The sequence below is a fragment of the Pseudonocardia charpentierae genome, assembly GCF_031845345.1.
GTDB lineage: Bacteria > Actinomycetota > Actinomycetes > Mycobacteriales > Pseudonocardiaceae > Pseudonocardia > Pseudonocardia charpentierae.
This window is the reverse complement of record NZ_JAVREJ010000003.1, coordinates 297088-317128: the sequence shown is the minus strand read 5'-3', so window position 1 is coordinate 317128 and position 20041 is coordinate 297088. Positions and strand designations below refer to the sequence as shown.

18 protein-coding genes are annotated in these 20041 nt (G+C 74.2%); 7 read left to right on the top strand and 11 right to left on the bottom strand.

The features are described 5' to 3' along the window. Positions 1–51: 51 nt before the first annotated feature. The 4 genes from RM445_RS06940 to RM445_RS06925 all read right to left on the bottom strand — a co-directional run bounded on the left by RM445_RS06940 (position 52) and on the right by RM445_RS06925 (position 3901). Positions 52–1041, bottom strand: a complete 990-nt coding sequence (locus RM445_RS06940; RefSeq protein ID WP_311555248.1) for a quinone oxidoreductase family protein — start codon at positions 1039–1041, stop codon at positions 52–54. Next, positions 1041–1853: a citryl-CoA lyase gene (locus RM445_RS06935; RefSeq protein WP_311555247.1), complete on the bottom strand. Its 813-nt coding sequence runs from the start codon at positions 1851–1853 to the stop codon at positions 1041–1043. The genes RM445_RS06940 and RM445_RS06935 overlap by 1 nt, the downstream gene beginning before the upstream one ends. A 13-nt stretch (positions 1854–1866) precedes the next feature. Further along, a complete protein-coding gene (locus RM445_RS06930; protein ID WP_311555246.1) occupies positions 1867–3036 on the bottom strand; it encodes a CaiB/BaiF CoA transferase family protein in 1170 nt (389 codons plus the stop codon). A 61-nt stretch (positions 3037–3097) separates the two neighbouring features. Further along, positions 3098–3901, bottom strand: coding sequence for an IclR family transcriptional regulator domain-containing protein (locus RM445_RS06925; RefSeq protein ID WP_311555245.1), 804 nt, complete (start codon positions 3899–3901; stop codon positions 3098–3100). Between the two features lie 144 nt (positions 3902–4045). Here RM445_RS06925 and RM445_RS06920 point away from each other — a divergent pair, with 144 nt between their 5' ends. After that, entirely contained in the window at positions 4046–5470 is a 1425-nt protein-coding gene (locus tag RM445_RS06920; RefSeq protein WP_397469252.1) for an amidohydrolase family protein, read from the top strand. A gap of 4 nt (positions 5471–5474) precedes the next feature. Here the strand turns inward: RM445_RS06920 and RM445_RS06915 are convergent, their stop codons facing one another. Next, positions 5475–7259: an ABC transporter ATP-binding protein gene (locus tag RM445_RS06915; protein WP_311555243.1), complete on the bottom strand. Its 1785-nt coding sequence runs from the start codon at positions 7257–7259 to the stop codon at positions 5475–5477. 77 nt (positions 7260–7336) lie between these two features. On the opposite strand from RM445_RS06915, the gene RM445_RS06910 reads away from it, so the two are divergent. Then, positions 7337–7777 (top strand): MarR family winged helix-turn-helix transcriptional regulator, encoded by a 441-nt coding sequence (locus RM445_RS06910; protein ID WP_311555241.1) that lies wholly within the window; start codon positions 7337–7339, stop codon positions 7775–7777. Between the two features lie 131 nt (positions 7778–7908). Beyond that, the gene (locus RM445_RS06905) at positions 7909–8178 is read left to right on the top strand and encodes a hypothetical protein (RefSeq protein ID WP_311555240.1); all 270 of its coding nucleotides are present in this window, start codon (positions 7909–7911) and stop codon (positions 8176–8178) included. A gap of 27 nt (positions 8179–8205) precedes the next feature. Here the strand turns inward: RM445_RS06905 and RM445_RS06900 are convergent, their stop codons facing one another. From RM445_RS06900 to RM445_RS06890, 3 genes are all read right to left on the bottom strand, one after another. Continuing rightward, positions 8206–10065, bottom strand: coding sequence for an FUSC family protein (locus RM445_RS06900; protein ID WP_311555239.1), 1860 nt, complete (start codon positions 10063–10065; stop codon positions 8206–8208). A gap of 2 nt (positions 10066–10067) precedes the next feature. Further along, the gene (locus RM445_RS06895) at positions 10068–11483 is read right to left on the bottom strand and encodes a protein kinase domain-containing protein (protein WP_311555238.1); all 1416 of its coding nucleotides are present in this window, start codon (positions 11481–11483) and stop codon (positions 10068–10070) included. 99 nt (positions 11484–11582) lie between these two features. After that, the gene (locus tag RM445_RS06890) at positions 11583–13184 is read right to left on the bottom strand and encodes a phytoene desaturase family protein (RefSeq protein ID WP_311555236.1); all 1602 of its coding nucleotides are present in this window, start codon (positions 13182–13184) and stop codon (positions 11583–11585) included. An 80-nt stretch (positions 13185–13264) separates the two neighbouring features. Between RM445_RS06890 and RM445_RS06885 the strand changes: the two genes are divergently transcribed. Further along, the gene (locus RM445_RS06885) at positions 13265–13417 is read left to right on the top strand and encodes a hypothetical protein (protein WP_311555234.1); all 153 of its coding nucleotides are present in this window, start codon (positions 13265–13267) and stop codon (positions 13415–13417) included. 29 nt (positions 13418–13446) lie between these two features. On the opposite strand, the gene RM445_RS06880 is transcribed toward RM445_RS06885, so the two are convergent. Together RM445_RS06880 and RM445_RS06875 are read right to left on the bottom strand one after the other, a co-directional pair. Then, entirely contained in the window at positions 13447–13968 is a 522-nt protein-coding gene (locus RM445_RS06880) for a gamma carbonic anhydrase family protein (RefSeq protein WP_311555233.1), read from the bottom strand. Positions 13969–13996: 28 nt separating this feature from the next. Continuing rightward, complete coding sequence (locus RM445_RS06875) at positions 13997–16504, bottom strand: hypothetical protein (RefSeq protein ID WP_311555232.1); 2508 nt, start codon at positions 16502–16504, stop codon at positions 13997–13999. Between the two features lie 139 nt (positions 16505–16643). Here RM445_RS06875 and RM445_RS06870 point away from each other — a divergent pair, with 139 nt between their 5' ends. The 3 genes from RM445_RS06870 (at position 16644) to RM445_RS06860 (ending at position 18782) form a co-directional block, all read left to right on the top strand. Next, complete coding sequence (locus tag RM445_RS06870) at positions 16644–17624, top strand: zinc-binding dehydrogenase (RefSeq protein WP_311555231.1); 981 nt, start codon at positions 16644–16646, stop codon at positions 17622–17624. Positions 17625–17637: 13 nt separating this feature from the next. Further along, entirely contained in the window at positions 17638–18234 is a 597-nt protein-coding gene (locus tag RM445_RS06865) for a class I SAM-dependent methyltransferase (protein ID WP_311555230.1), read from the top strand. Positions 18235–18320: 86 nt separating this feature from the next. Beyond that, positions 18321–18782 carry a VOC family protein gene (locus tag RM445_RS06860; protein WP_311555229.1) on the top strand — a complete coding sequence of 154 codons (462 nt, stop codon included), beginning with the start codon at positions 18321–18323 and terminating at the stop codon, positions 18780–18782. Between the two features lie 126 nt (positions 18783–18908). Here the strand turns inward: RM445_RS06860 and RM445_RS06855 are convergent, their stop codons facing one another. Next, positions 18909–19901 carry a hypothetical protein gene (locus RM445_RS06855; RefSeq protein WP_311555228.1) on the bottom strand — a complete coding sequence of 331 codons (993 nt, stop codon included), beginning with the start codon at positions 19899–19901 and terminating at the stop codon, positions 18909–18911. Positions 19902–20041: the final 140 nt, after the last annotated feature.

Sequence of the window (20041 nt, the reverse complement as noted above, 5' to 3'; positions counted from 1 at the left end):
ACCCGTGGATCTCCGCCTTGCTGCGCTGCGGCGTTGATCCACGGGACATGCCTAGGGGATGAGGACGATCCGGTCGCCGCCGCGGTCCCACACGCCGGTGACGTCGACGAGTGGCACGGCCTCGTGGGCGGTGGTGAGCCGACCGGCGCGCACCTGCGCCACGACATGGGCCAGGGCCTCGGCACGCTGGGCGGGGGTCAGCTCGTTGTTGGTGTACCCGAGCACAGCCACGGAGCGGCTGCGCAGCGTCGACGAGTCGATCGGCGCCGTCTCCCCCGCGGAGCTGCCGAGGTTGACCAGCCGTCCGTGCGGGCGCAGCACGCGCAGGGCCGCCGCGGCCGCGGCGCCGAACAGAGGGTCGACGACGAGGTCCACCGGACCGTCGACGCGCATGCGGTCGGCCAGCTCGGTGACGTCAGCCACATCGTCGGACGCGGTGTCGCCGAGGGGCACCGCGACGTCCGCCCCTAGCGCGAGGGCCCGCTCCCGCGACCGCTCCCCGCGGGCCGCGGCGACGATCCGCCCGGCGCCCGCGGACCGGGCGAGCTGGACGGCGGCCTGCCCGACCACGCCGCCCGCGCCCAGCACCAGCACCCGCTCCCCCGCCGTCAGACCACCGCGGAAGGTCAGCGCCATCCAGGCCGCCACGGCCGAGAGCCCGAGGGCGGCGACCAGCACCGGGTCGGCGCCGTTAGCGAGCGCGACGACGTCGTGCTCCGGGACCGCGGCGACGGAGCGCATGCTGCCGTCGCCGGGCTGCATGCCCGCGTTCGTCGCGAACCAGACCGGTGTCCCCTTCGGCAGGTCGGCCGAGCCTTCCAGCACGAGCCCGACCCCCTGCACCCCCGGGACGTACGGCGTCGACGGCACGCCGAAGTACGAGGTGCCGGAGGCGCACAGCCGATCGAGCGGGACGATCGGCGCCGCTGACACGGCGACCAGCACCTCGCCCTCGCCGCGGGCCGGCTCGGGGCGCTCGCCGGCCACCGCGGGTGAGCCGGGGGTCTCGATCAGGGCGGCACGCATCGATCTGGGCGGCATCAGCTCTCCGGGGTCCAGGGGTCGGGGGGCACCGAGCGGTTGTGCAGGTCGACCGACAGGAAGATGTCGTTGGCGACCGGGTGGCGCAGCTCCTCGGCGAGCTGCCCGATCAGGCCCGCGGTCCGGGCCAGCAGCGCGAAGCCGCGCAGCAGCGGCAGCGGCAGGCCGAGGTCCGCCAGCGCCGCCCCGCACACCCCCGCCCCGTTGAGCGGCAGCGTCTTGCCGAGCACCTGCGGGTGCACCCGCCCGATCGCGGCGAACAGCTGCAGGTGCGGGCCGAACCGCCCCTCCTCCCGCGCGATCTGCATCAGACGCGGGGTGCGCGGGTCGCCGTCCTTGTGGACGTGGTGGCCCAGGCCGGGGACGAACCGGCCGGCGGCCCGCTGGGCCTGCACGGTCGCCACGGCGAGCGCGTCCCAGCCCGCGTCGTCGGTCGGGAGCTCGGTGGAATAGTCAAGGCCGGTGAGCACGTCGTGCAGGAACCGGCCCGTGTCCTCGGTGACGCCGAGGAACCGGGAGCCGCCGCCGAGCAGGCCGGCGGCGAGCGCGCCCTGGATCGAGTCGGGCGCCGAGAGGTAGGTCAGGCGCGTGACGATCGCCGTCGGGGTGAAGCCGTGGTCGGCCAGCGCGGCCAGCACCGCCTCGAAGACCCGCACCTCGCCGGGGTCGGGACGGCGCTGGGTGGCGAGCCAGAAGGCCAGCTCGCCGAACCCGACCCGGCCCATGACGTCGTCCGCGAGGTCGTGGCCGAGCAGCGTGATCGCGTCGCGGGACGACGCACCGAGTGCGGTGGGATACGACTGATCGGTCATGGCCGCGTTCCCGTCATGACGGCCTCTCGGCGAGCCACGCGCGCAGCTCGGCCCCGTGCTCGTCCAGCTCCGGCGGCGGCAGCGGGTAGCTCGCGGGAGTCTCCGAGAACGTGATCGGGTGCCGCGCCATCGGCAGCGCCCGTTCGCCCTCCCCCACGGTCACCACGGGTTCCAGTGCGAACTGCTCGGCCATCGCGAACCCGCCGTCGATCGTGTTGATCGGTCCGCACGGCACGCCCGCGTCGACCAGCAGGTCGAACCACTCGTCGGCGCCCCGGGTCGCCAGGCGCTCCACGAGGATCGGCGTGAGCTCGGCCCGGTTCACGGTCCGGTCGCGGTTGCGGGCGAACCGCGGGTCGTCGGCGACGTCCGGGATGCCGAGGACGTCGCAGAGCTTGCGGAACAGCCGGTCGTTCGCCGCCGCGATGATGAGGTCGCGGTCCGCGGTGGGCAGCGGCTCGTACGGGAAGACGCTCGGGTGGGCGTTGCCCATGCGGTAGGGCACGACGCCGCCCGCGACGTAGGCCGAACTGTGGTTGACCAGCCCGGAGAGCGCCGACGACAGCAGGTTGACCTCGACGTGCTGGCCCCGCCCGGTCGCATCGCGGTGCCGCAGCGCCGCGAGGATGCCGATCACGGCATGGTTGCCGGCCATCACGTCGAAGACCGAGATCCCGGCGCGGTAGGGCGGCCCGTCCGGGTCGCCGGTGAGGCTCATCAGGCCGGACACCGCCTGCACCATGAGGTCGTAGCCCGGCACCCGCGCCCCCGGTCCGGTGCCGAACCCGCTGATCGAGGCGTAGACGATCCCGGGGTTGGCCGCGCTGACGGTGGCGTGGTCCAGCCCGAACCGGGCCAGGCCGCCCGGCCGGAAGTTCTGGATCAGCACGTCCGCCCGGCGGGCCAGCTCCTGGGCCAGCTCGAGATCGCGCGCGTCGCGCAGGTCCAGGGCCACCGAGCGCTTGCCGCGGTTGATACCCAGGTAGTAGGTGGAGACAGCGTGTTCGGCGGAGCCGCGGGCGGGCGGGGTCCAGGTGCGCGTCTCGTCGCCGTCGGGCGACTCGACCTTGACGACCTCCGCCCCCATGTCGGCGAGCAGCATCGTGGCGTACGGCCCGGCGAGAACGCGGGAGAAGTCGGCGACGAGCAGTCCCGACAGGGGGCCTGGCGAGCTCTCACTCATGGCGCTGACCCCCTTCCTGACGGCAGACGGACACGTGTCCGGGATCGTGCCACAGGCGCCCTCACGACGCGACGGTCACGTGCGGCACGGTCTCGAGGCGGGCGAAGTCCGCGCTGATCTCGCTCGCCGCGGCCAGCAGCACGGGCAGGTGCTCGCCGACCAGCCGCTCGACCGGGGTCTCGGCCGCGTGCGCGTTCACGTTCAGCGCGGCGACCACGCGCCCGGCCCCGTCGCGCAGCGGCGCGGCGACCGAGCGGATCCCGGGCGCGAGCTGTTCGTCGGTCAGCGCCCAGCCCCGCGCCCGCACCTCGCGCAGAGCCGCGTCGCGTTCGGCACGGTCCGGCTGCGGGCGCGGCGAGAGCCCGGAGCGGGAGGGCTCGGCGAGCACGCGCTCCAATTCGTCGACCGGCAACGACGCGAGCAGCACCTTGCCCAGCGAGGTCAGCAGCGCCGGGAACCGCGTCCCGATCTGCACCGACAGTCCGACGATCTTCGGCACCGCGACGCGGGCCACGTAGACGATGTCCGACCCGTCGAGCTGGGCGATCGAGCACGACTCGGACGTGCGGGACACCAGGCGTTCCATGTGCGGGCGGGCGACGTCCCACAGCCCCTGCGACCGCACGTACGCGACGCCGAGTTCGAGCACCCGCGGCGTCAACGCGAACGTGCCCTCGTCCGCACGCACGTAGCCCAGCTCGGCCAGCGTCAGCAGGATGCGCCGGGCCGTCGGCCGGGCCAGGCTCGTGGCCGTCGCGACCTCGGCGAGCGTCAGTGCCGGCCGGCCGGGCCGGAACGCCGCGATCACCTCGAGGCCCCGTGCCAGTGCCTCGATGAAGTCGGGTCCGGCGCCCTCGCGCGGCATGGCGTCTCCCTCCCGGATCCGGTCGCCCGTGATTCTTGACACGGCGTCCGGCGCGGCACCACAGTACCGGCTGACCGCAACGCGGACAGCTGTCCGCCCAGGGCGCCCGGGAGGTCGGCGATGACGCAGGGATCCGGTTCGGTCGTGCTCGGTTCCGTCGTACTGCGAAGCGGGACCGTGCTGACGGTCGACGCCACCCACCGGGTGCTGGCGGACACCGACGTGCTCGTCACCGGCGACCGCATCGTGGAGATCGGCCCGAAGCTGCGGGTGCCCGAGGGCACCCGCGAGATCGACGCGTCGGGCGGGATCGTCATGCCCGGCATGATCGACACGCACCGGCACATGTGGCAGACCGCCATGCGCGGCTACGGCGCCGACTGGACGCTCACCCAGTACTTCGTCTGGTACTACCTCGAGTCGGGCCGGCACTTCCGCCCCGAGGACGTGCACGCCGGCAACCTGCTGGCCGCGCTGGAAGCCGTCGACGCCGGCGTCACCACGTGCGTCGACTGGTCGCACGGCCTGCAGACCACCGGCCACGCCGACGCCGCGGTGGACGCGCTGCGCTCGGTGCCCGGCCGGTTCGTGCTCGCCTACGGCAACATCCAGCAGGGCCCGTGGGAGTGGTCGACGTCGCCGGACTTCCAGGCGTTCGCGCGCCGACAGATCGACGCGGCCGACGACATGCTCGCCTTCCAGATGGCCTTCGACGTGACCGGCGACCCGGCGTTCCCCGAGCGGGCGGCTTTCGAGGCGGCGCGCGAGCTGGGCGTCCCGGTCACCACCCACGTCGGCGTCTGGGGCGCGACGAACGACGAGGGCATCCGCATGCCCCACGAGGCCGGGTTCTTCGACGAGACGACCACGTTCGTCCACGCCACCACGCTCACGGCCGACTCCTACCAGCGCATCGCCGCCACCGGCGGCTCGGTCTCGGCGGCGACGGAGAGCGAGCAGAGCGCGGGCCAGGGCTACCCGCCCACGTGGGGACTGCGCGCGTACGGGATCCCTGTGTCGCTGTCGATGGACACCAGCGTGTGGTGGAGCGGCGACCTGTTCTCCGCCATGCGCGCCACGCTGAGCGCCGACCGGTCACGGGACCACCTGGAGTCGCACGGCAAGGGCAACACGGTGACCAACCACGCGCTGCGGGCCGAGCAGGTCGTCGAGTGGGCGACGCTCGGGGGCGCGAAGGCCCTGGGCCGCGAGTCGGACCTCGGCAGCGTCGAGGTCGGCAAGAAGGCCGATCTCGTCCTGCTCAAGAACGAGCACTCCCCCGCCGCGTTCCCGGTGCTCAACCCCTACGGCCACGTCGTCTACCAGGCCCAGCGCGACCACGTGCACACCGTGCTGGTCAACGGGCGTGTGGTGAAGTCGGAGCACCGCCTCGTCGATGCCGACCTCGCCGACGCGCGCCGCCGGATCGAGGCGACCGTCGAGCACCTGCGCTCGACGCTCGGCGACGAGGCGTGGGAGAAGGGCATGCACCCCGACATCCCGGAGGCCGCCCTGGTGGAGAACCCGTACCAGTACAGCGACTATGACGGGGCGATGCCGGGACAGTGAGCCGTCACGCGGCCAGGGTGGCGTAGCGGCCGCGCTCGGCCACCAGCGCCTCGTGCGTGCCCGACTCGACGATCCGGCCGTGGTCCAGCACCGCGATCCGGTCCGCGCCGCGCACCGTCGAGAGCCGGTGGGCGATGGTGATCGTGGTCCGGCCCCGGCCCAGCTCGTCGAAGGCCTGCTGCACCGCGCGCTCCGTCGCGGTGTCGAGGGCGCTCGTCGCCTCGTCCAGCACGAGCACCCGCGGGTCGCGCAGGAGCGTGCGGGCGATCGCCATGCGCTGGCGCTCGCCTCCGGAGAAGCGGTGGCCGTGCGAGCCGACGAGGGTGTCGTAGCCCTCGGGCAGGGTTCCGATCAGATCGTGGATCTGCGCTGCACGCGCCGCGGCCTCGATCTCGGCGTCCGTGGCGTCGGGCCGGACGTGGCGCAGGTTCTCCCGGGCGCTGGTGTGCAGCAAGTAGGTCTCCTGGCTCACCACGCCGACGATGCGGGCGAGGTCGGCCAGGCGCAGGTCGCGCAGGTCGATCCCGTCGATCGTGATCCGGCCGGCGTCGGGGTCGTGCAGGCGGGTGATCAGCGCGGCGAGGGTGCTCTTGCCCGACCCGGTCTCCCCGACCAGCGCGAGGGACGTGCCGGCGGGGACGTCCAGCGTCACCCCGGCGACCGCGGCCGTGTCGCTGCCCGGATAGGCGAACGTGACGTCGTCGATCCGCACGTGGCCGCGGACCCGGGCCGGGTCGACGTCGATCGGGTGCTCCGGGTCGTCGACCTCCACCGGCAGGTCGAGGTACTCGAAGATGCGCGCGAACAACGCAAGCGAGCTGACCAGTGACACCCCGACGTTGAGCAGCCCGGTGATCGGCCGGAACAGCCCGGCCTGCAGCGCCGTGAACGCGACCAGGGTACCGATCGTCATGCCCGCCGGGAGCAGGCCCGCCCCCAGGTAGATCACCGCAGGGATCGCGGCGAACACCACGGTCGTGGCGGCCATCCGCCAGCGGCCGGCGAGCTGCGCACGCAGTTCGAGGTCGACCAGCCGGGACGACGACGCGGTGAAGCGGTCGACCAGAGCGGGACCGGTGCCGGTGGTGCGCGACAGCAGCACGCCGCCGATCGAGAGTGACTCGTCGACGGTGACGTTGAGGTCGGCCAGCTCGCGTTGCTGAGCGGCGGTGATCGCCCGGCGCATGCGCGCGACCCGGCGCGTGAGCCAGATCGACGGCGGCAGCACGAGCAGCGACACCAGCGTGAGCTGCCAGCTCAGCGCGAGCATGGCGACCAGCGTGGCGACCGCGGTGGTGAGGTTCGAGGCGACCGACGTGGCGGTCGAGGTGACGACGGACTGCATGCCGCCGATGTCGTTGGTGATCCGCGACTGCACCTCGCCGGTGCGGGTGCGGGTGAAGAAGGCGACCGACTGGCGCTGCAGGTGCGCGAACACGTCGGTGCGCAGCCGGTGCATGACCTGCTGGCCGGCCTTGGTCGAGATCAGGGTCTGGACGACGCCCAGCACCGAGGTCACGACGGCGACGGCGACCATGCCGATCACCAGCCGGACGAGCAGGGACAGGTCCTGGTGCGGCAGGGCGTCGTCGATGACGGCGCGCAACAGGAACGGCGAGGCCATCGACACGACCGACGACATGGCGATCAGCGCGGTGACGGTGACGATGGACCAGTGGTGCGGGGCGAACAGGCGCGTGATCCGCCGCAGCGAGACCTCGCGGGCCTGCGCCTTCTCCGCTGCGGTGACGGTGGGCCGCCGGGACGGCCGGGTGGCGTCGCCCTCCAAGGAGCGCTCCCTTCGTTCGATTTACTGAGGTTACCTCATCATGAGGGAACAACACCATTTCCTGCTACCGTGTTCCCATGCAGGAGCAGGAGGAGTGGGGGAGGCAGGAGAGCCTGTCCGACTCCTTCCGCGCCGTCTCCCGCCGCCTGCGGATCCAGAGCCAGAAGGCGCTCGCGCCCTGGGACGTCACGCCGGGCCAGGCCCGCGCGCTCGGCGTGCTCTCGCGGCACGGCCCGGTCCGGCTCGGCACGCTCTCCGAGCACCTGCGCATCGCCGCTCGGTCGGCGACGGAGGTGGCCGACGCGTTGGAGATGCGCGGGCTCGTCGACCGCCGCGCCGATCCCACCGACCGGCGCGCCACTCTGATCGCCCTGACCCCGCGCGGCGAGGAGGTCACGACGGCCATCCGTGCCGCCCGCGGCGTCGAGGCGGAGGAGTTCTTCGCCCGCCTCGACGCCGACGACCGAGCCGCTCTCGCCCGCATCCTCGACGCTCTCTTGGATCAATCTTCCGGGTAGCGCAACCGCCGACCGGGTGTGTCGTGCGTAACGCATTCCGCCGCAGTGCGATCCTCCGTACAGAGTCTGCGGCGGCGGGGTCCGCAGACCGCACCACGAAGTGACGAGGTACGGGCGCGATGAGCACGGCGATGAACACGGACACGACATCGGACGTGATCGACGGGGAAACCTTGACCTGGCGGGACCGCGCGATCCTGCGCGCTGTCGCCGGTGGGGGCGCGGAGCTGGTCTACGGCGCCGAGCCCGACCTGATCATCGACGGCCGCTGCTGCTGCGACCAGTCCGCGGCGCACCGCCTGGCCCGCGCCGGTCTCATCGCCCCGCTCGCCACCGCCACCGTCGGCCAGCGCGTGCCGGCATGCCTGACGCCCGCGGGTACGGCCCGACTGTCCGCCTGATTCGCACACCGGCTGCTTCCACACGGATCATCCGCGGGCCACCTCCACCGCCGCCGTCAGCGCGGTGGCTGCCGCCGCGGTCCGCGGATGATCCGGCAGCGCCGGGATCCCGGTCGGCGGCCGGGTCGACCCGGAGAGCGCCGCGTCGAGCCCGTCCAGGTGGGCGAGGAACGCGTCGGCAGCTGCGGGTGGCGGCTCCGGACGGTGCGCTGGGAGGGACAACGCGAGGAACGCGAGCTCTTCCGCCGCTGAGGACACCGGCCACGCGGCGTCGGCCCCGCCGGCGTCGGCCAGGGCGTCGGCGTGCACCACGCGCAGCGCCGCCAGTTCGGTCTGCAGCATCCGCCGCCGCTCCGGCAACCGCGGTCGCAGCTCGGGTGACCACGCGGAGGCGAACACCGCCCGCACCGCGGCGACGACCCTGGCCTGCCGCTGGGGCAGCCGCGCCACCGTCGCCCGCGGCCACAGCACCCGCCGCAGCACCAGCGCCAGCGCCGCCCCGATCGCGGTGTCGATCAGCCGCGCGCCCAGCGCCGAGCTCACGTCCTCGGTGGGCGAGCCGAGGTGGAACAGGCCCAGCGCCAGCACGGTGATCGCGGTGACCGCCAGCCCGTAGTGGACGGGGATCACCAGCTCGACGGCGAACTGCGCGGCCGCCACGGCGAGCACGACCACCCACAGCGGCGGGTTCCATCCGAGCACCGCGAACGTCAGCACGACGCCGGCGACGGTGCCGGCCAGCCGGTGCAGCACCCGCCCGCGGGTCACCGCGAGGTTGCTGCCCTGCAGCACCGCGGCGGCGGTGAGGCCCACCCAGTACGCGTGACCCAGCCCCAGAGCCTGTCCCAGCCCGACGCCGACGGCCACGGCGATCCCGATCCGCGCCGCGGAGGGCAGCACGACGGAGTGGCGGCGCAGCCCGGCGGCGAGCTGCCGGTGCAGCGTCGGCCACGGCGGCAGCGTGCGCGCGGCGGCCGGCGGGACGCTCGCCGTGCGCGCGTCGGTCAGCGCCCGGGTCAGCAGCCCGGCACCGGCCGTCCCGACGGTCTCCGGCAGCACCACGTTCCCGACGGGAAGCCCGTGCACCGCCGGGGTGAGCGCGCGTACCGCAGCCGCCCATCCAGGGTCCAACGGTGCGGTCGCCTCCACCTCGACGTGCAACGCCGCTTCCAGCAGCGCCTCCGCAATCACCACGAGCCCGGCGAGCGGGTGCCCGGGCGGCAGCGCGGCCTGGCTCACCGCCGCGCGGGCCCGCTGCACGCCCGTGACGGCGGCGTGCCGGGCGGCGCCGGCCCCGGCGGATCCCACGGCGTCCAGCAGCCCGGCCACGGCGCCGATCGCCGCGATCACGGCGGCCTGTTCCGGAGCCCGCCACCGGCCGGCCAACGCCGGTGCCATCGTCAGGAGCCAGGCGACGAGCGCACCTGCGGCCGCCAGGCCGGCGCGCGTGGCCGCTCCTGCCGGGTCGGACGGCATGTCCGTCGCCGCGAGCACGGCCATCACGAGCATCAGCTCGCGTGGCGGCGGCAGCTCGGCGGCCTGGCAGACGAACGACGCCGTCCCGGCCACCAGCCCGGCGACGAGGACGGTGACCACACCATGGCCGGCGGCCAGTGACCCGAGCAGCACGGCCGCCGCCAACCCCAGGCCCACCCGGCGCACGACCCGGGCCCGGAAGCGGTAGGGCGCCTGCGGCACGTAGAGCACGGCAAGCGCCCCGAACGACGCCGCAGCGCCGAGCTCGGGGCGACCGGCGGCGACTCCCGCACTCAGCGGCAGCGCCACGGCCAGCGTGGCACGGAGCGCGACGGTGACGCGGCCGGGCGCGACGGCACGGACGGCCTGCACGGTGCGGCGCACGTCGCCGGCCACCCGGGCGGGGAGCACTCTCAGCCGCTCTTGCCCTTACCGCTGTTGCTGCCGCCCTTGCCGCTGTTGCCCTTCTTGCCGCCCTTGTCCTTGTCGCCCTTGTCGCCCTTGTCGCTCTTGTGGTCCTTGTCCTTCTTCTGGTCGCCGCCCTCGTCCTTGCTGCTCTCGCCCTTGTCGCCCTTGTCGCTCTTGCCCTTGCCGTCCTTGTCCTTCGAGTCGCTCGAGTGGTCCTTCGACTTCTCGTCCGACTTCTCGGCGACCGTGCGGGTCACCGTCCGCGTCGCCGGCACCGGCCGTGCCCGCTTCGACATCGCGACGGGCACCGGTGCCCGCTGCGTCGTCGGCGCGACCGCGACGGCCTCCTCGACCACGGCCGGCGTGGTCGTCGGGGACGGCGGGGCGGCGATCAGCGCCGGTACCGGGCCGGCGACCTGGACGACGGGTTCGTCCGCTGCGCCTGCCGACGTGTCGGCGCCGCCGAGCAGCACCATGCCCGCCACGACCGAGGCGGCCAGCGTTGCGAGTGCCCCGGCGGAGACGAGCCGCCGGCTCAGGGCGCCGTCGGGCCCCCGGCCGAAGCCTGCGCCGAAGTTCCGGTGCGGCTCCGGAAGCGCCCGCAGGGCCGTGGCGACGTCCGGCGCCGTGGGGCGCTCGGACGGGTCGGTCGCGGTCATCCGCCGGATCGTCGACGCGAGCGGCTCCGGGAGGTCCGCGGGGATCACCGGGCTGCGGTGCAGCCGGGCGATCGCCGACTCCAGCGCGGCACCCTCGAACTCGCGGCGCCCGGTGGCCGCCTCCAGCAGCAGGAGCCCGAGCGCGTAGACGTCGGCCGGCGGTCCGACGACCTCGCCGCGGACCTGCTCGGGTGCCATGAAGGCGGCGGTGCCGACGACCAGCCCGGTGGCCGTCACCCGCGTGGCGTCGATGAGCCGGGCGATCCCGAAGTCGGTGAGCTGCGGGCGCCCCTCGCCGTCGAGCAGCACGTTGCCCGGCTTGACGTCGCGGTGCACGATCCCCCGCGCGTGCACGTAGGCCAGGGCGTCGGCGAGCGCCGCGCCCAGCCGGGCTGCGGCCGGAGCCGACAGGACACCCGCGCGCAGCCGGGTGGCGAGGCTCTGCCCGTCGACGAAGTCCATGACGACGAACGGACGCCCGTCGTCGTCGATCCCCGAGTCGTGCACTCCCACCAGGCCGGGATGCTGCATCCCGCTCAGCAGCGCCAACTCGCGGCTGCCGTCGCCGCCGGGACCGGCCGCCGACCCAGGCGGGAAGATCTTCACCGCGACGGTGGTGTCGGCAGCCCGGTCGCGGGCACGGTGGACGCGCGCCGTGCCGCCCAGCCCGACCAGGTCGCCGACCTCGTACCGGCCCCCCAGAAGCGCGCCGGAACCCCCCAGGTCCGGTACCGCGTCCATGTCGCCCCCGTCGCCCCGCACAGCCCCCGCTGTACCCACGATTGCAGAAACCGCTCCGACATGTGAGTTATCGCCGGTGGGGTCGCGGGAGTAACAGCTTTCTCGTAATGGTCTCCGCGATCACCCGTCCGCGAGCACCGCCATGGCGGCGTTCTGCCCGCCGATGCCGCTGACCCCGCCACCCCGCACCGCGCCGGCCCCGCAGAGCAGGACGCGCGGGTGGCCGGTCGCCACACCCCACCGCCGGGCCGGGGTGTCGCGGGGCGCACCGTCGTCGAGGAACGGCCAGGCCAGATCGCCGTGGAAGATGTGGCCGCCCGGCATGCCCAGCGTGCGTTCGAGATCAAGCGTCGTGCGGGTCTCGATGCACGGCCGTCCGGTGGCGTCGGTGAGCAGCAGGTCCTCGACGGGTTCGGCGAGCACCGACCGCAGGGAGGCCAGGACGGCCCGCTCGAGCCGGTCCCGCCAGACGTCGGGGTGCTGTGCCGGATCCGCGGCAGGAACCTGGAGGCCGAACACGGTCAGGGTGTGCGCGCCCGCCGCGGCCAGCTCCGGCGAGAGGATCGTCGGGTCGGTGAGCGAGTGGCAGTACGCCTCGCACGGCAGCGGGTCGGGCACGTCGCCGTTGCGCGCCGCCAGGTAGGCCTGGTCGAGCCGGGTGTAGCCCTCGTTGACGTGCAGGGTCCCGCCGAACGCGGCCGCGGGCGACACCGCGGGGTCGAGCAGTCCGGGGAGCCTGCGCAGCAACAGGTTGACCTTGACCTGCGCTCCGGCCGGCTTCGGTCCGGGGCAGGTGCCCGGGCAGAGCTGCTCCAGCATCCACGGGGCGACGCCGGCGAGCACCCGGGAGGCGCGGGCGGACCGTTCCGCGCCGTCGTGCGTGTAGGCGACCCGGCCGTCGGGGTCGATCGCCGTCACCTCGGCGCCGGTGACGATGTGTGCCCCGAAGCGCCGTGCCGCCTGCGCCAGGGCGTCCGTGATCGTGCCCATCCCGCCGATCGGCACGTCCCAGCGGCCGGTCCCGTTACCGATCACGTGGTAGAGGAAGCACCGGTTGGCGGCCGACGACGGGTCGTCGAGCCGGGCGAGGGTGCCGATCAGCCCGTCGGTCGCGACGACCCCGCGCACGAGGTCGTCGCGGACCCTGGCGGTGATCGTCTCCCCGAGCGGGCGCTCGACCAGCGCCGCCCACAGGGCGTCGTCGCCCACCTGCTCCCGCAGCTCGGTGCGGGTGGGCAGCGGCCCGGTGAGGGTCGGGAACACGGCCCGCGCCAGACGCCCGGTGCCGGCGTACAGCGCCGTCCAGCCCGCGTGGTCGCCCGCCGCGCCGATCCGGGCGAAGGACCGGCGGGTGACGTCCGGGTCGGGGTCGTCGACCAGGAGGCCGCGCGCCGGGTCGGCGGGGTCCGGGGTGTAGGAGGAGACACTGCGGCGGGCCAGGCGGACGTCGAGGCCCAGGTCGTCGACGATCTGCCGGGGCAGCAGGCTGACCAGGTACGAGTAGCGCGACAGCCGGGCCGCGACGCCCGGGAACGGCGCTTCCGAGACGGCCGCGCCGCCCACGTGCCCGGCCCGCTCGAGCACGAGCACGCGGCGGCCCGCGCGGGCGAGGTAGGCGGCGGCGGTCAGCCCGTTGTGGCCGCCCCCGACGACGACCAGGTCCCACGTGGGCCTCTGTGCAGGACTTCTCTGTGCAGGACTTCTCTGTGCAGAACTACTCATCCCCACCCGTCGCGCTCCGCGGATCACCGGCGTCGGAACCGGAAGGGTCGACACCGCTGGCCCCTCCACCTCCTCGGGAAGTGACCCTCATGCTCACCGCCGTCGCCGCACTGCTCCTGCTCATCCTGCTCGCCGCGACCGTCACCGTCATGGACGCGGTGCGCGCGGCCCACTGGCGCCTGGTCGCCGTCGAACGCCGGCGCTCGTGGGACGACCGGATCGCCGGCGGCTGACCTCACCCCGTCTGTCGGCCCGGCCCGCCTCAGTGCCCGGCGTGGGTGCGGGCCAGCGCGCAGTAGTTGTCCGCGTTCCGCAGGATCGCCGCGCGCTCGTCGTCGGTCAGCTCGCGGCGGACCTTCCCCGGCAGGCCGGCCACGAGCGATCCGGGCGGGATCTCGGCGCCCTCCAGGAGCACCGCCCCGGCGGCGATCAGAGTGCCGGCGCCGATGCGGGCACCGTTGAGGACGACGGCGCCCATGCCGACGAGCACGTCGTCGCCGATGGTGCAGCCGTGCAGCACGGCCCGGTGACCGACGCTGACCCCGGCGCCCACGGTCACGGGGACGCCCGGGTCGGCATGCACGACCACGCCGTCCTGCAGGTTCGTCCGCGGGCCGATCGAGATGGTCTCGGTGTCGGCGCGCACGACCGTGCCGTACCAGACGCTCACCTCCGCGGCCAGCGTCACCGCGCCGGCGAGGACGGCGGTGGGGGCGACCCACGCGTGCTCGTCCACCGCGGGGCTGCGGCCGTCGATCGGGATGATCAGGGGCGTCGGCGGCATCGGGCCCTCTCTCCGTCGGGGGGCCCGATCATCGACGCTCGACGCTCGGTCTGTCGAGCCGGCCGACACCGTCCGGCGACGGCGACTTCCTCCGCACGACGGGGGAGGTCGTGCCGGAGCGCAGCAGGGCGTCGGCGGTCCGCGCGAACGCGGGGTCGGCGAAGTAGTTCGAGTGGCCGCGGATCGGGGGGTAGCAGGGGTCGCCCGGCGGCCGCGCGAAGGCGGGGTCGCGCAGCGGTTGGTCGACGTCGCCAGTGTCGGTGCCGACCCGGGCGGCCAGCAGGGCGTGCTCGACGAACACCGCACCGCCGATCGGGTCGCTGGGCCGGTGCAGGTTGCGCCACCGCCATCCGGCGCGCTCGCCCGGGCCGGCGGCGCCGTCGGGACCGGTGGCGTCGTCGCTCAGGGGGTCGCGGAGGAACTCGCCCAGGCGAGCGAGCGCCTGCGCGCTGAAGTAGGCCGGGAAGAACCGGCCGTAGAGCCGGGCCAGCGGGCAACCGTAGGTGAGGAACGACGTCCGCGCGCTCGTCGCCGTCTCGACCTGCATCAGGACCACCGCCCCCAGCACCGAGCCCTGCGAGTGGCATGAGAGGAGAACCGTGCCGGCGTCCTGGTCCGCGCCCTCCTCCTCGGTGCCGGTGAGGTACTGGAGGCGCCCGATGAGGTCCGGGATCGCGCGTTCGGCGTAGCACGGCGGCGCCAGGGGGTGCACCGCCCGCGGCCAGAACGTCCCGAGGTCCCAGATGATGCCGACGGTCCGGCGCTGCGTCGGGTTACGGTAGGCCTGGCGGCCCACCCACAGCAGGCCGAGGACGAACAGGCTCAGCACCGCGTTGCCGGCGGTGACCACCCACGTCTGGGCGACCAGGATCTGCTTGTCGAACAGGAAACCGACACCGGTCAGCGCCACGACGACCGCGGTCACCGCCAGCAGGAACCCGAGCGCCCGCCGCAGCTCCCCCGTCAGCTCCGACGCCCGCGCCCAGGTCAGGGCGATCTGCTGGGTGCGTTCGTCGCTGCCCTCCGCGAGAAGGCCGTAGGCGTCGTCGACGGCCCGCTTCATGTGCGTCCACCGGCGCAGTCGCCGCCAGGCGAGCAGCGCGGACAGCACTGCGACGACGGCGAGCGCGAAGGCCGCGGCCGCCGACCACTGGTACGCCAGCGGGACGACGAGCGGGTACGGATCACTCCCCCGGTAGCCAGGGGCGACGGGCGTCCCGAGGGTCTGCGCCGTGCGCAGGACCGTGCCCGCGGAGAACCCGCCCGCGAGCACCCAGGCGAGCAGCGCGACGGCGGGCATCGCCAGCCCGCGCCACGCCCGCCGGATCTCGACCGGTGCGTGTCCGCCCTCGAGGGCCGGGAAGTCCTCGCCGGCACCATGCGGTCCGCTCTGCGACGACCGCCAGATCAGCAGGAGGCACGCCACGAGCAGCAGCAGGAGCAGGACGGCCTGCCCGGCGAACAACCCCTGCAGCGCGCCCACCAGCCACGGGAGGGTGCCGGTCACGGGTGCCGTGGCCGTCGTCGTCGCCACCACGACGAGGGCGAGGGCGGTGAGTACGGCGGCGCACCACGGCAGGAGGCGGAAAGGACTCCGCCGCTCCGTGGGCTTCTCGTCCGCGGCAGAGGCGGCGGTCGGCCGCTCCCGGCGCGCGATTCCGGGGTGGGCGACGGCGACGACCACCGCCAGGAGGAAGGCCAGAAGCGCGAGGAGGACGAGCCGCGACGGCACCCCACCCGACCGCACGGGTGCGAGGGCGAAGACGCCCGGCAGCGCGAGGCCCGTGGCGATGTGCACCGCCCGCAGCCGGCGCACGGGACCGCGGCCGTTCCACATCGCCCGGTCCTCGAGCGGCGTGCGCACCACCACCGGACGCGCCGCCGTGTCCGATGCCGGCGGCTTGACCCGCTCGTACCTGTCCCAGGTGGCGCCGGCCAGCCACCAGAGCAGCCCGACCACTGCCAGCGGGACGAGCGCGGTCATCGCCACCTGCTGCCCCGGCGCCACGCCCGGACGGTCCAGCCAGCTCAGCCAGGACGTACCGCAGACGTCGCCCACCGCAGGCGCCGCCGCGCACTGCCAGCCGACCAGGTCCATCGCCACGGCGACCGCCGTGAGCGTAAAGGTGGCGGTGAACGACAGGGCCAGCAACCGCTGCACCGCCGCGCTGGCCCGGTCGAGCACCGTCTCACCGACGACGACAGCGCGGCTCCGCCCGCCCAGCTGGGTCGGCCGCCGGTAGGGCGCCATGTAGAACGCGACGTTGAGCAGCATGAACGGGAGCAGGAGCAGCCACAGGGCCCGGAGGTTGTCGCCGGAGGTCAGCCCGCCCCACGAGTACACCTCCCGACGGCGCCGGGGAGAGTCGGCCGACACCGACTCGGCCTCCCACCACCGCCGGAAGAACCCCGCGTCCCTGTTGCCCGCCACCTGCTCGGCGTGCGGGTGCTGCAGCACCGCCTCCGGCGCCGTGCCCGCGACGCCGTGCACGCGCAGCTCGGTGCACCCGCCCGCATTCCGCTCGACGTACCCCACCGTGGTCCCCCTGTGGTTCGACGGGCTCGCGCGGGAATCTCGTCGCGCCGCGTACCGGGCTCGTTACCGGCCTTGACCTCGACGGCGGTCGAGGTTGAACGCTGAGTGTGCCGGGAGTCGAGACGGAAGGACGGCGGCCATGCGAGTGGCAGAGGTGACGAGGTTCGGTCCACCCGAGGTGCTGGTGACAGGGCGGCGACCGGATCCGGTGCCCGGACCCCGTGACGTCGTGATCGCGGTCGCCGCGGCGGACACCCTGTGGGTGGAGACGCTGATCCGGAGCGGCGCCGGCCAGGACGTGTGGCCGATGCGGCCGCCCTACGTCCCCGGAGGTGCTGTCGCGGGCCGTGTCGTCGCGGTCGGCAGCGAGGTCGAGCCCGGGTTGTCGGGTCGCGCGGTGGTCGCGCACGTCCGCACCGACGGACGCGCCGAGGGCGGGTACGCCGAACAGGCCGTCGTCCCCGCCGCGGCGCTGGTCGACGTGCCGGACGGGCTGCCGCTCACGGTGGCGGCCGCGGTGCTGCACGACGGGCCCACGGCGCTCGCGCTGTTCGACCTGACCGGGATCGGCGCGGGCGACACGGTCCTCGTGGTCGGCGCGAGCGGCGGGCTGGGCATCGTCAGCGTGCAGCTGGCACGCGCCCGGGCGAAGCGGGTGGTGGCGACGGCGCGCGGCGCCGCGAAAGTGGAGCAGGTGCGCCGGCTCGGGGCCGACGCCGTCGTCGACTCCGCTGCTCCGGACTGGCCTGCGCGAGCGCGCGACGCCCTGGGCGGCGCGGCGGACGTGGTGCTCGACAACATCGGCGGGGCGGTCGGCGAAGCGGCGTTCGCACTGCTCGCACCCGGTGGCCGGTTCTCCGCGCACGGCACGCCCAGCGGCCGGTTTGCGCAGATCGATCCGCAGGAGGCGCAGCGCCGCGACGTCCGGTTGTTCGGCATCGGTGACGTGCAACTGCCGGACGAGCAGCGCCGGCGGTACACCGCGACGGCGCTCGCGGAGGCCGTCGCCGGCACGGTCGCGCCGGTCGTCGGCCAGACCTTCCCCCTGGACGACGCGGCGGCGGCACATGCCGCGATCGAGGCGCGGACGGTGTTCGGCACGACGCTCCTCATTCCCTGACCAGACTGTGCTCGTGGGCGGAGACGACGGTTACCTGCTGGACAACCGGCAGCCCCAGGCCGGTGCGCGGTTCGAGGCGTTGGCCGCGCTGTTCGATCCCTCGACGTTCCGCCATCTCCGGGACATCGGCGTCGGCTCCGGGTGGCGGTGCTGGGAGGTCGGCGCCGGAGGCATGTCCGTCCCGCGGTGGCTGGCCGACCAGGTCGGCGGCACCGGCCTGGTCGTGGCCACCGACATCGACACCTCGTGGATGACCGCCGCCGGCGCGGCAATCGACCAGGTGCGCGTCCTCCGGCACGACGTCGGCGCCGAGGACCCGCCGGCCACCGATCTCGATCTCGTGCACGCCCGCCTGGTCCTGACGCATGTCCCGCACCGGGACGCCGCGCTGACGTCCATGATCAACGCGCTGCGTCCCGGTGGCTGGATCCTGATCGAGGAGGCCGACCCCTGCCTCCAACCGCTGATCTGCCCGGACGATCACGGCGCCGCCCAGCAGTTGGCGAACCGACTCCGCCACGGCTTCCAGCACCTCGACAACATCGCCGCGGGCCGGCTCCCCGACCTCGCCACGTCGCCCATGGTCTCGGCCTGGGGGCGCAAGCCCTGATTCTCACCCCAAGTCACCGATGAGTTCCGCCGGTCGGGCTGGTCCACCACGCCGTACCCCGCGAACCCACCGACTGGAGACCCTCCATGACCACCCCCGCACACCCCGGCCGCATGCTCTTCGTCGCGCTCCCCGTGGCGGACCTCGAGCGCAGCAAGGCGTTCTTCGCGAAGCTCGGGTTCAGCTACGACCCGACATTCAGCGGCGAGAACGCCGCCTGCATGCCGATCGGCGAGCAGGCCGTCGTCATGCTGCTCGCCCGCGAGACGTTCGCGCAGTACTCGCACCGCCCTGCAGGTGACCCCACCACGCACTCGCAGGCGCTCTACAGCCTCGGCGTCTCCACCCACGACGAGGTGGACACCGTCGCCGACGCCGCGCTGGCCGAGGGCGCCACCGAGGCGGACGGCCCCGAGGACCTCGGCTTCATGTACACGCGCAGCTTCTTCGACCTCGACGGCCACCCGTGGCAGATCATGTGGATGAACCCGGCGGCGCCGCAGGGCACCGAGGAGTCCAGTGCCTCCAAACAGGACATCGCGGTCTGACCACCCGCACGCCGGCGCCGCCCCGTACCGTCGTCGCAGAGCCGTGCGTGCGCTCGCAGAGGCGGCCGCCCCTGCGACGACGACGCGGCACCTGCGACGACGGCGTGGCCTCTGCGAAGACGGGTCTCACTCGGCGCGCAGCACCGGGTCGGTCACCTCCAGATCCGCCTCCAGGCTGCGCTGGGCGGCGGTACCGGCCTTGGCCAGCGCATCGTGGTACTCCCGCACGGCCTGCTCCGGGGTCAGCTCCCCGCGCAGCACCGGGCGCATGAGGCCGACCAGGTCGAGCTGCGACTCCGCCCGCTGGATCTTGCGCCCGAACAGCGCGACCCGGGCGCCGTGTGCCTGGGCGCGCTGCAGCAGCTCGAACGTGTCGCGGGTGGTGCCCGCGGACCCGCCGAGGATGCCGACGACCAGCGACGGGTCGTGCTCGACCAGCTCCGCCACCGCACCGGCCCCGTTGTACGGCATCTTCAGGAACAGCGGGCGCTCGCCGCGGGTGACGCCGGCCAGCGTCCGCACGATGCAGTCGTTGACGAACGCGCCGACGTCGCGCGGAGCGAGCCCCACCGGGGCGTTCGGGTTGAAGACCTCGAGGAAGTACCGCATCCCCGCGGCGGCGGCATCACGCCGGAACGTCCGGTACGCCTCGAGGGTCGCGATGTCGCGGTCCAGGTCGTTGTTGAACGTCACCGAGTAGAGGACGAGATCGCAGAACGGGCGGACCGCGGCCAGGTCCGCGGTGCGGAACGGGCGTGAGGGCTGTGCGACGTAGGTACCGCCGCGGGGGTTCCAGACGTCGGTCGTGTCGTTGGCGCGCACGGCCAGCGTGACCCCGTTGCCCAGCGCACCCTCGTCGGCGAGGCGTTCCCCGTTCGACGCCGACGTCAGCAGGATGTCGAGCGCGCGCGCGTCGACGAGGGCGCGCATCGCGTCGAGGTACTCGGTCCGGCTGCGGTACCGCCCGTCCGCACCCGGGACCGGGCCGGCCGCTGCGGCGCCGAACGCCATGTCGGCGTCCTTGGCGTCGGCGATCACGAAGTCGTCCGGGGTGTAGCGGCCGGCGGCGATGGTCGCCAGCTTGCGGTCGAGGTCGCGGGTCGTGTCGGAACCGGGCACCGGGTCTCCGCCCTTCGTCGATGAGGACCGTGTCCGTCTCACCCTGGCGGGTGACGCGGCGCGGCGCGAGGTGTTGGGTAGGGGCCGGTGGCCGTGGGCCGTGCGGCTGCCGTTCCGGCGCGACGCGAAGGAGCGTGCAC

What these genes read in the sequence shown, in the direction of transcription:
- RM445_RS06940 (WP_311555248.1), bottom strand. Translation starts at nt 1,041, where the DNA reads ATGCCGCCCAGATCGATGCGTGCCGCCCTGATCGAGACCCCCGGCTCA.
- RM445_RS06880 (WP_311555233.1), bottom strand. Translation starts at nt 13,968, where the DNA reads ATGCCGCCGACGCCCCTGATCATCCCGATCGACGGCCGCAGCCCCGCG.
- RM445_RS06925 (WP_311555245.1), bottom strand. Translation starts at nt 3,901, where the DNA reads ATGCCGCGCGAGGGCGCCGGACCCGACTTCATCGAGGCACTGGCACGG.
- RM445_RS06910 (WP_311555241.1), top strand. Translation starts at nt 7,337, where the DNA reads ATGCAGGAGCAGGAGGAGTGGGGGAGGCAGGAGAGCCTGTCCGACTCC.
- RM445_RS06870 (WP_311555231.1), top strand. Translation starts at nt 16,644, where the DNA reads ATGCGAGTGGCAGAGGTGACGAGGTTCGGTCCACCCGAGGTGCTGGTG.
- RM445_RS06930 (WP_311555246.1), bottom strand. Translation starts at nt 3,036, where the DNA reads ATGAGTGAGAGCTCGCCAGGCCCCCTGTCGGGACTGCTCGTCGCCGAC.
- RM445_RS06935 (WP_311555247.1), bottom strand. Translation starts at nt 1,853, where the DNA reads ATGACCGATCAGTCGTATCCCACCGCACTCGGTGCGTCGTCCCGCGAC.
- RM445_RS06860 (WP_311555229.1), top strand. Translation starts at nt 18,321, where the DNA reads ATGACCACCCCCGCACACCCCGGCCGCATGCTCTTCGTCGCGCTCCCC.
- RM445_RS06905 (WP_311555240.1), top strand. Translation starts at nt 7,909, where the DNA reads ATGAACACGGACACGACATCGGACGTGATCGACGGGGAAACCTTGACC.
- RM445_RS06890 (WP_311555236.1), bottom strand. Translation starts at nt 13,184, where the DNA reads ATGAGTAGTTCTGCACAGAGAAGTCCTGCACAGAGAAGTCCTGCACAG.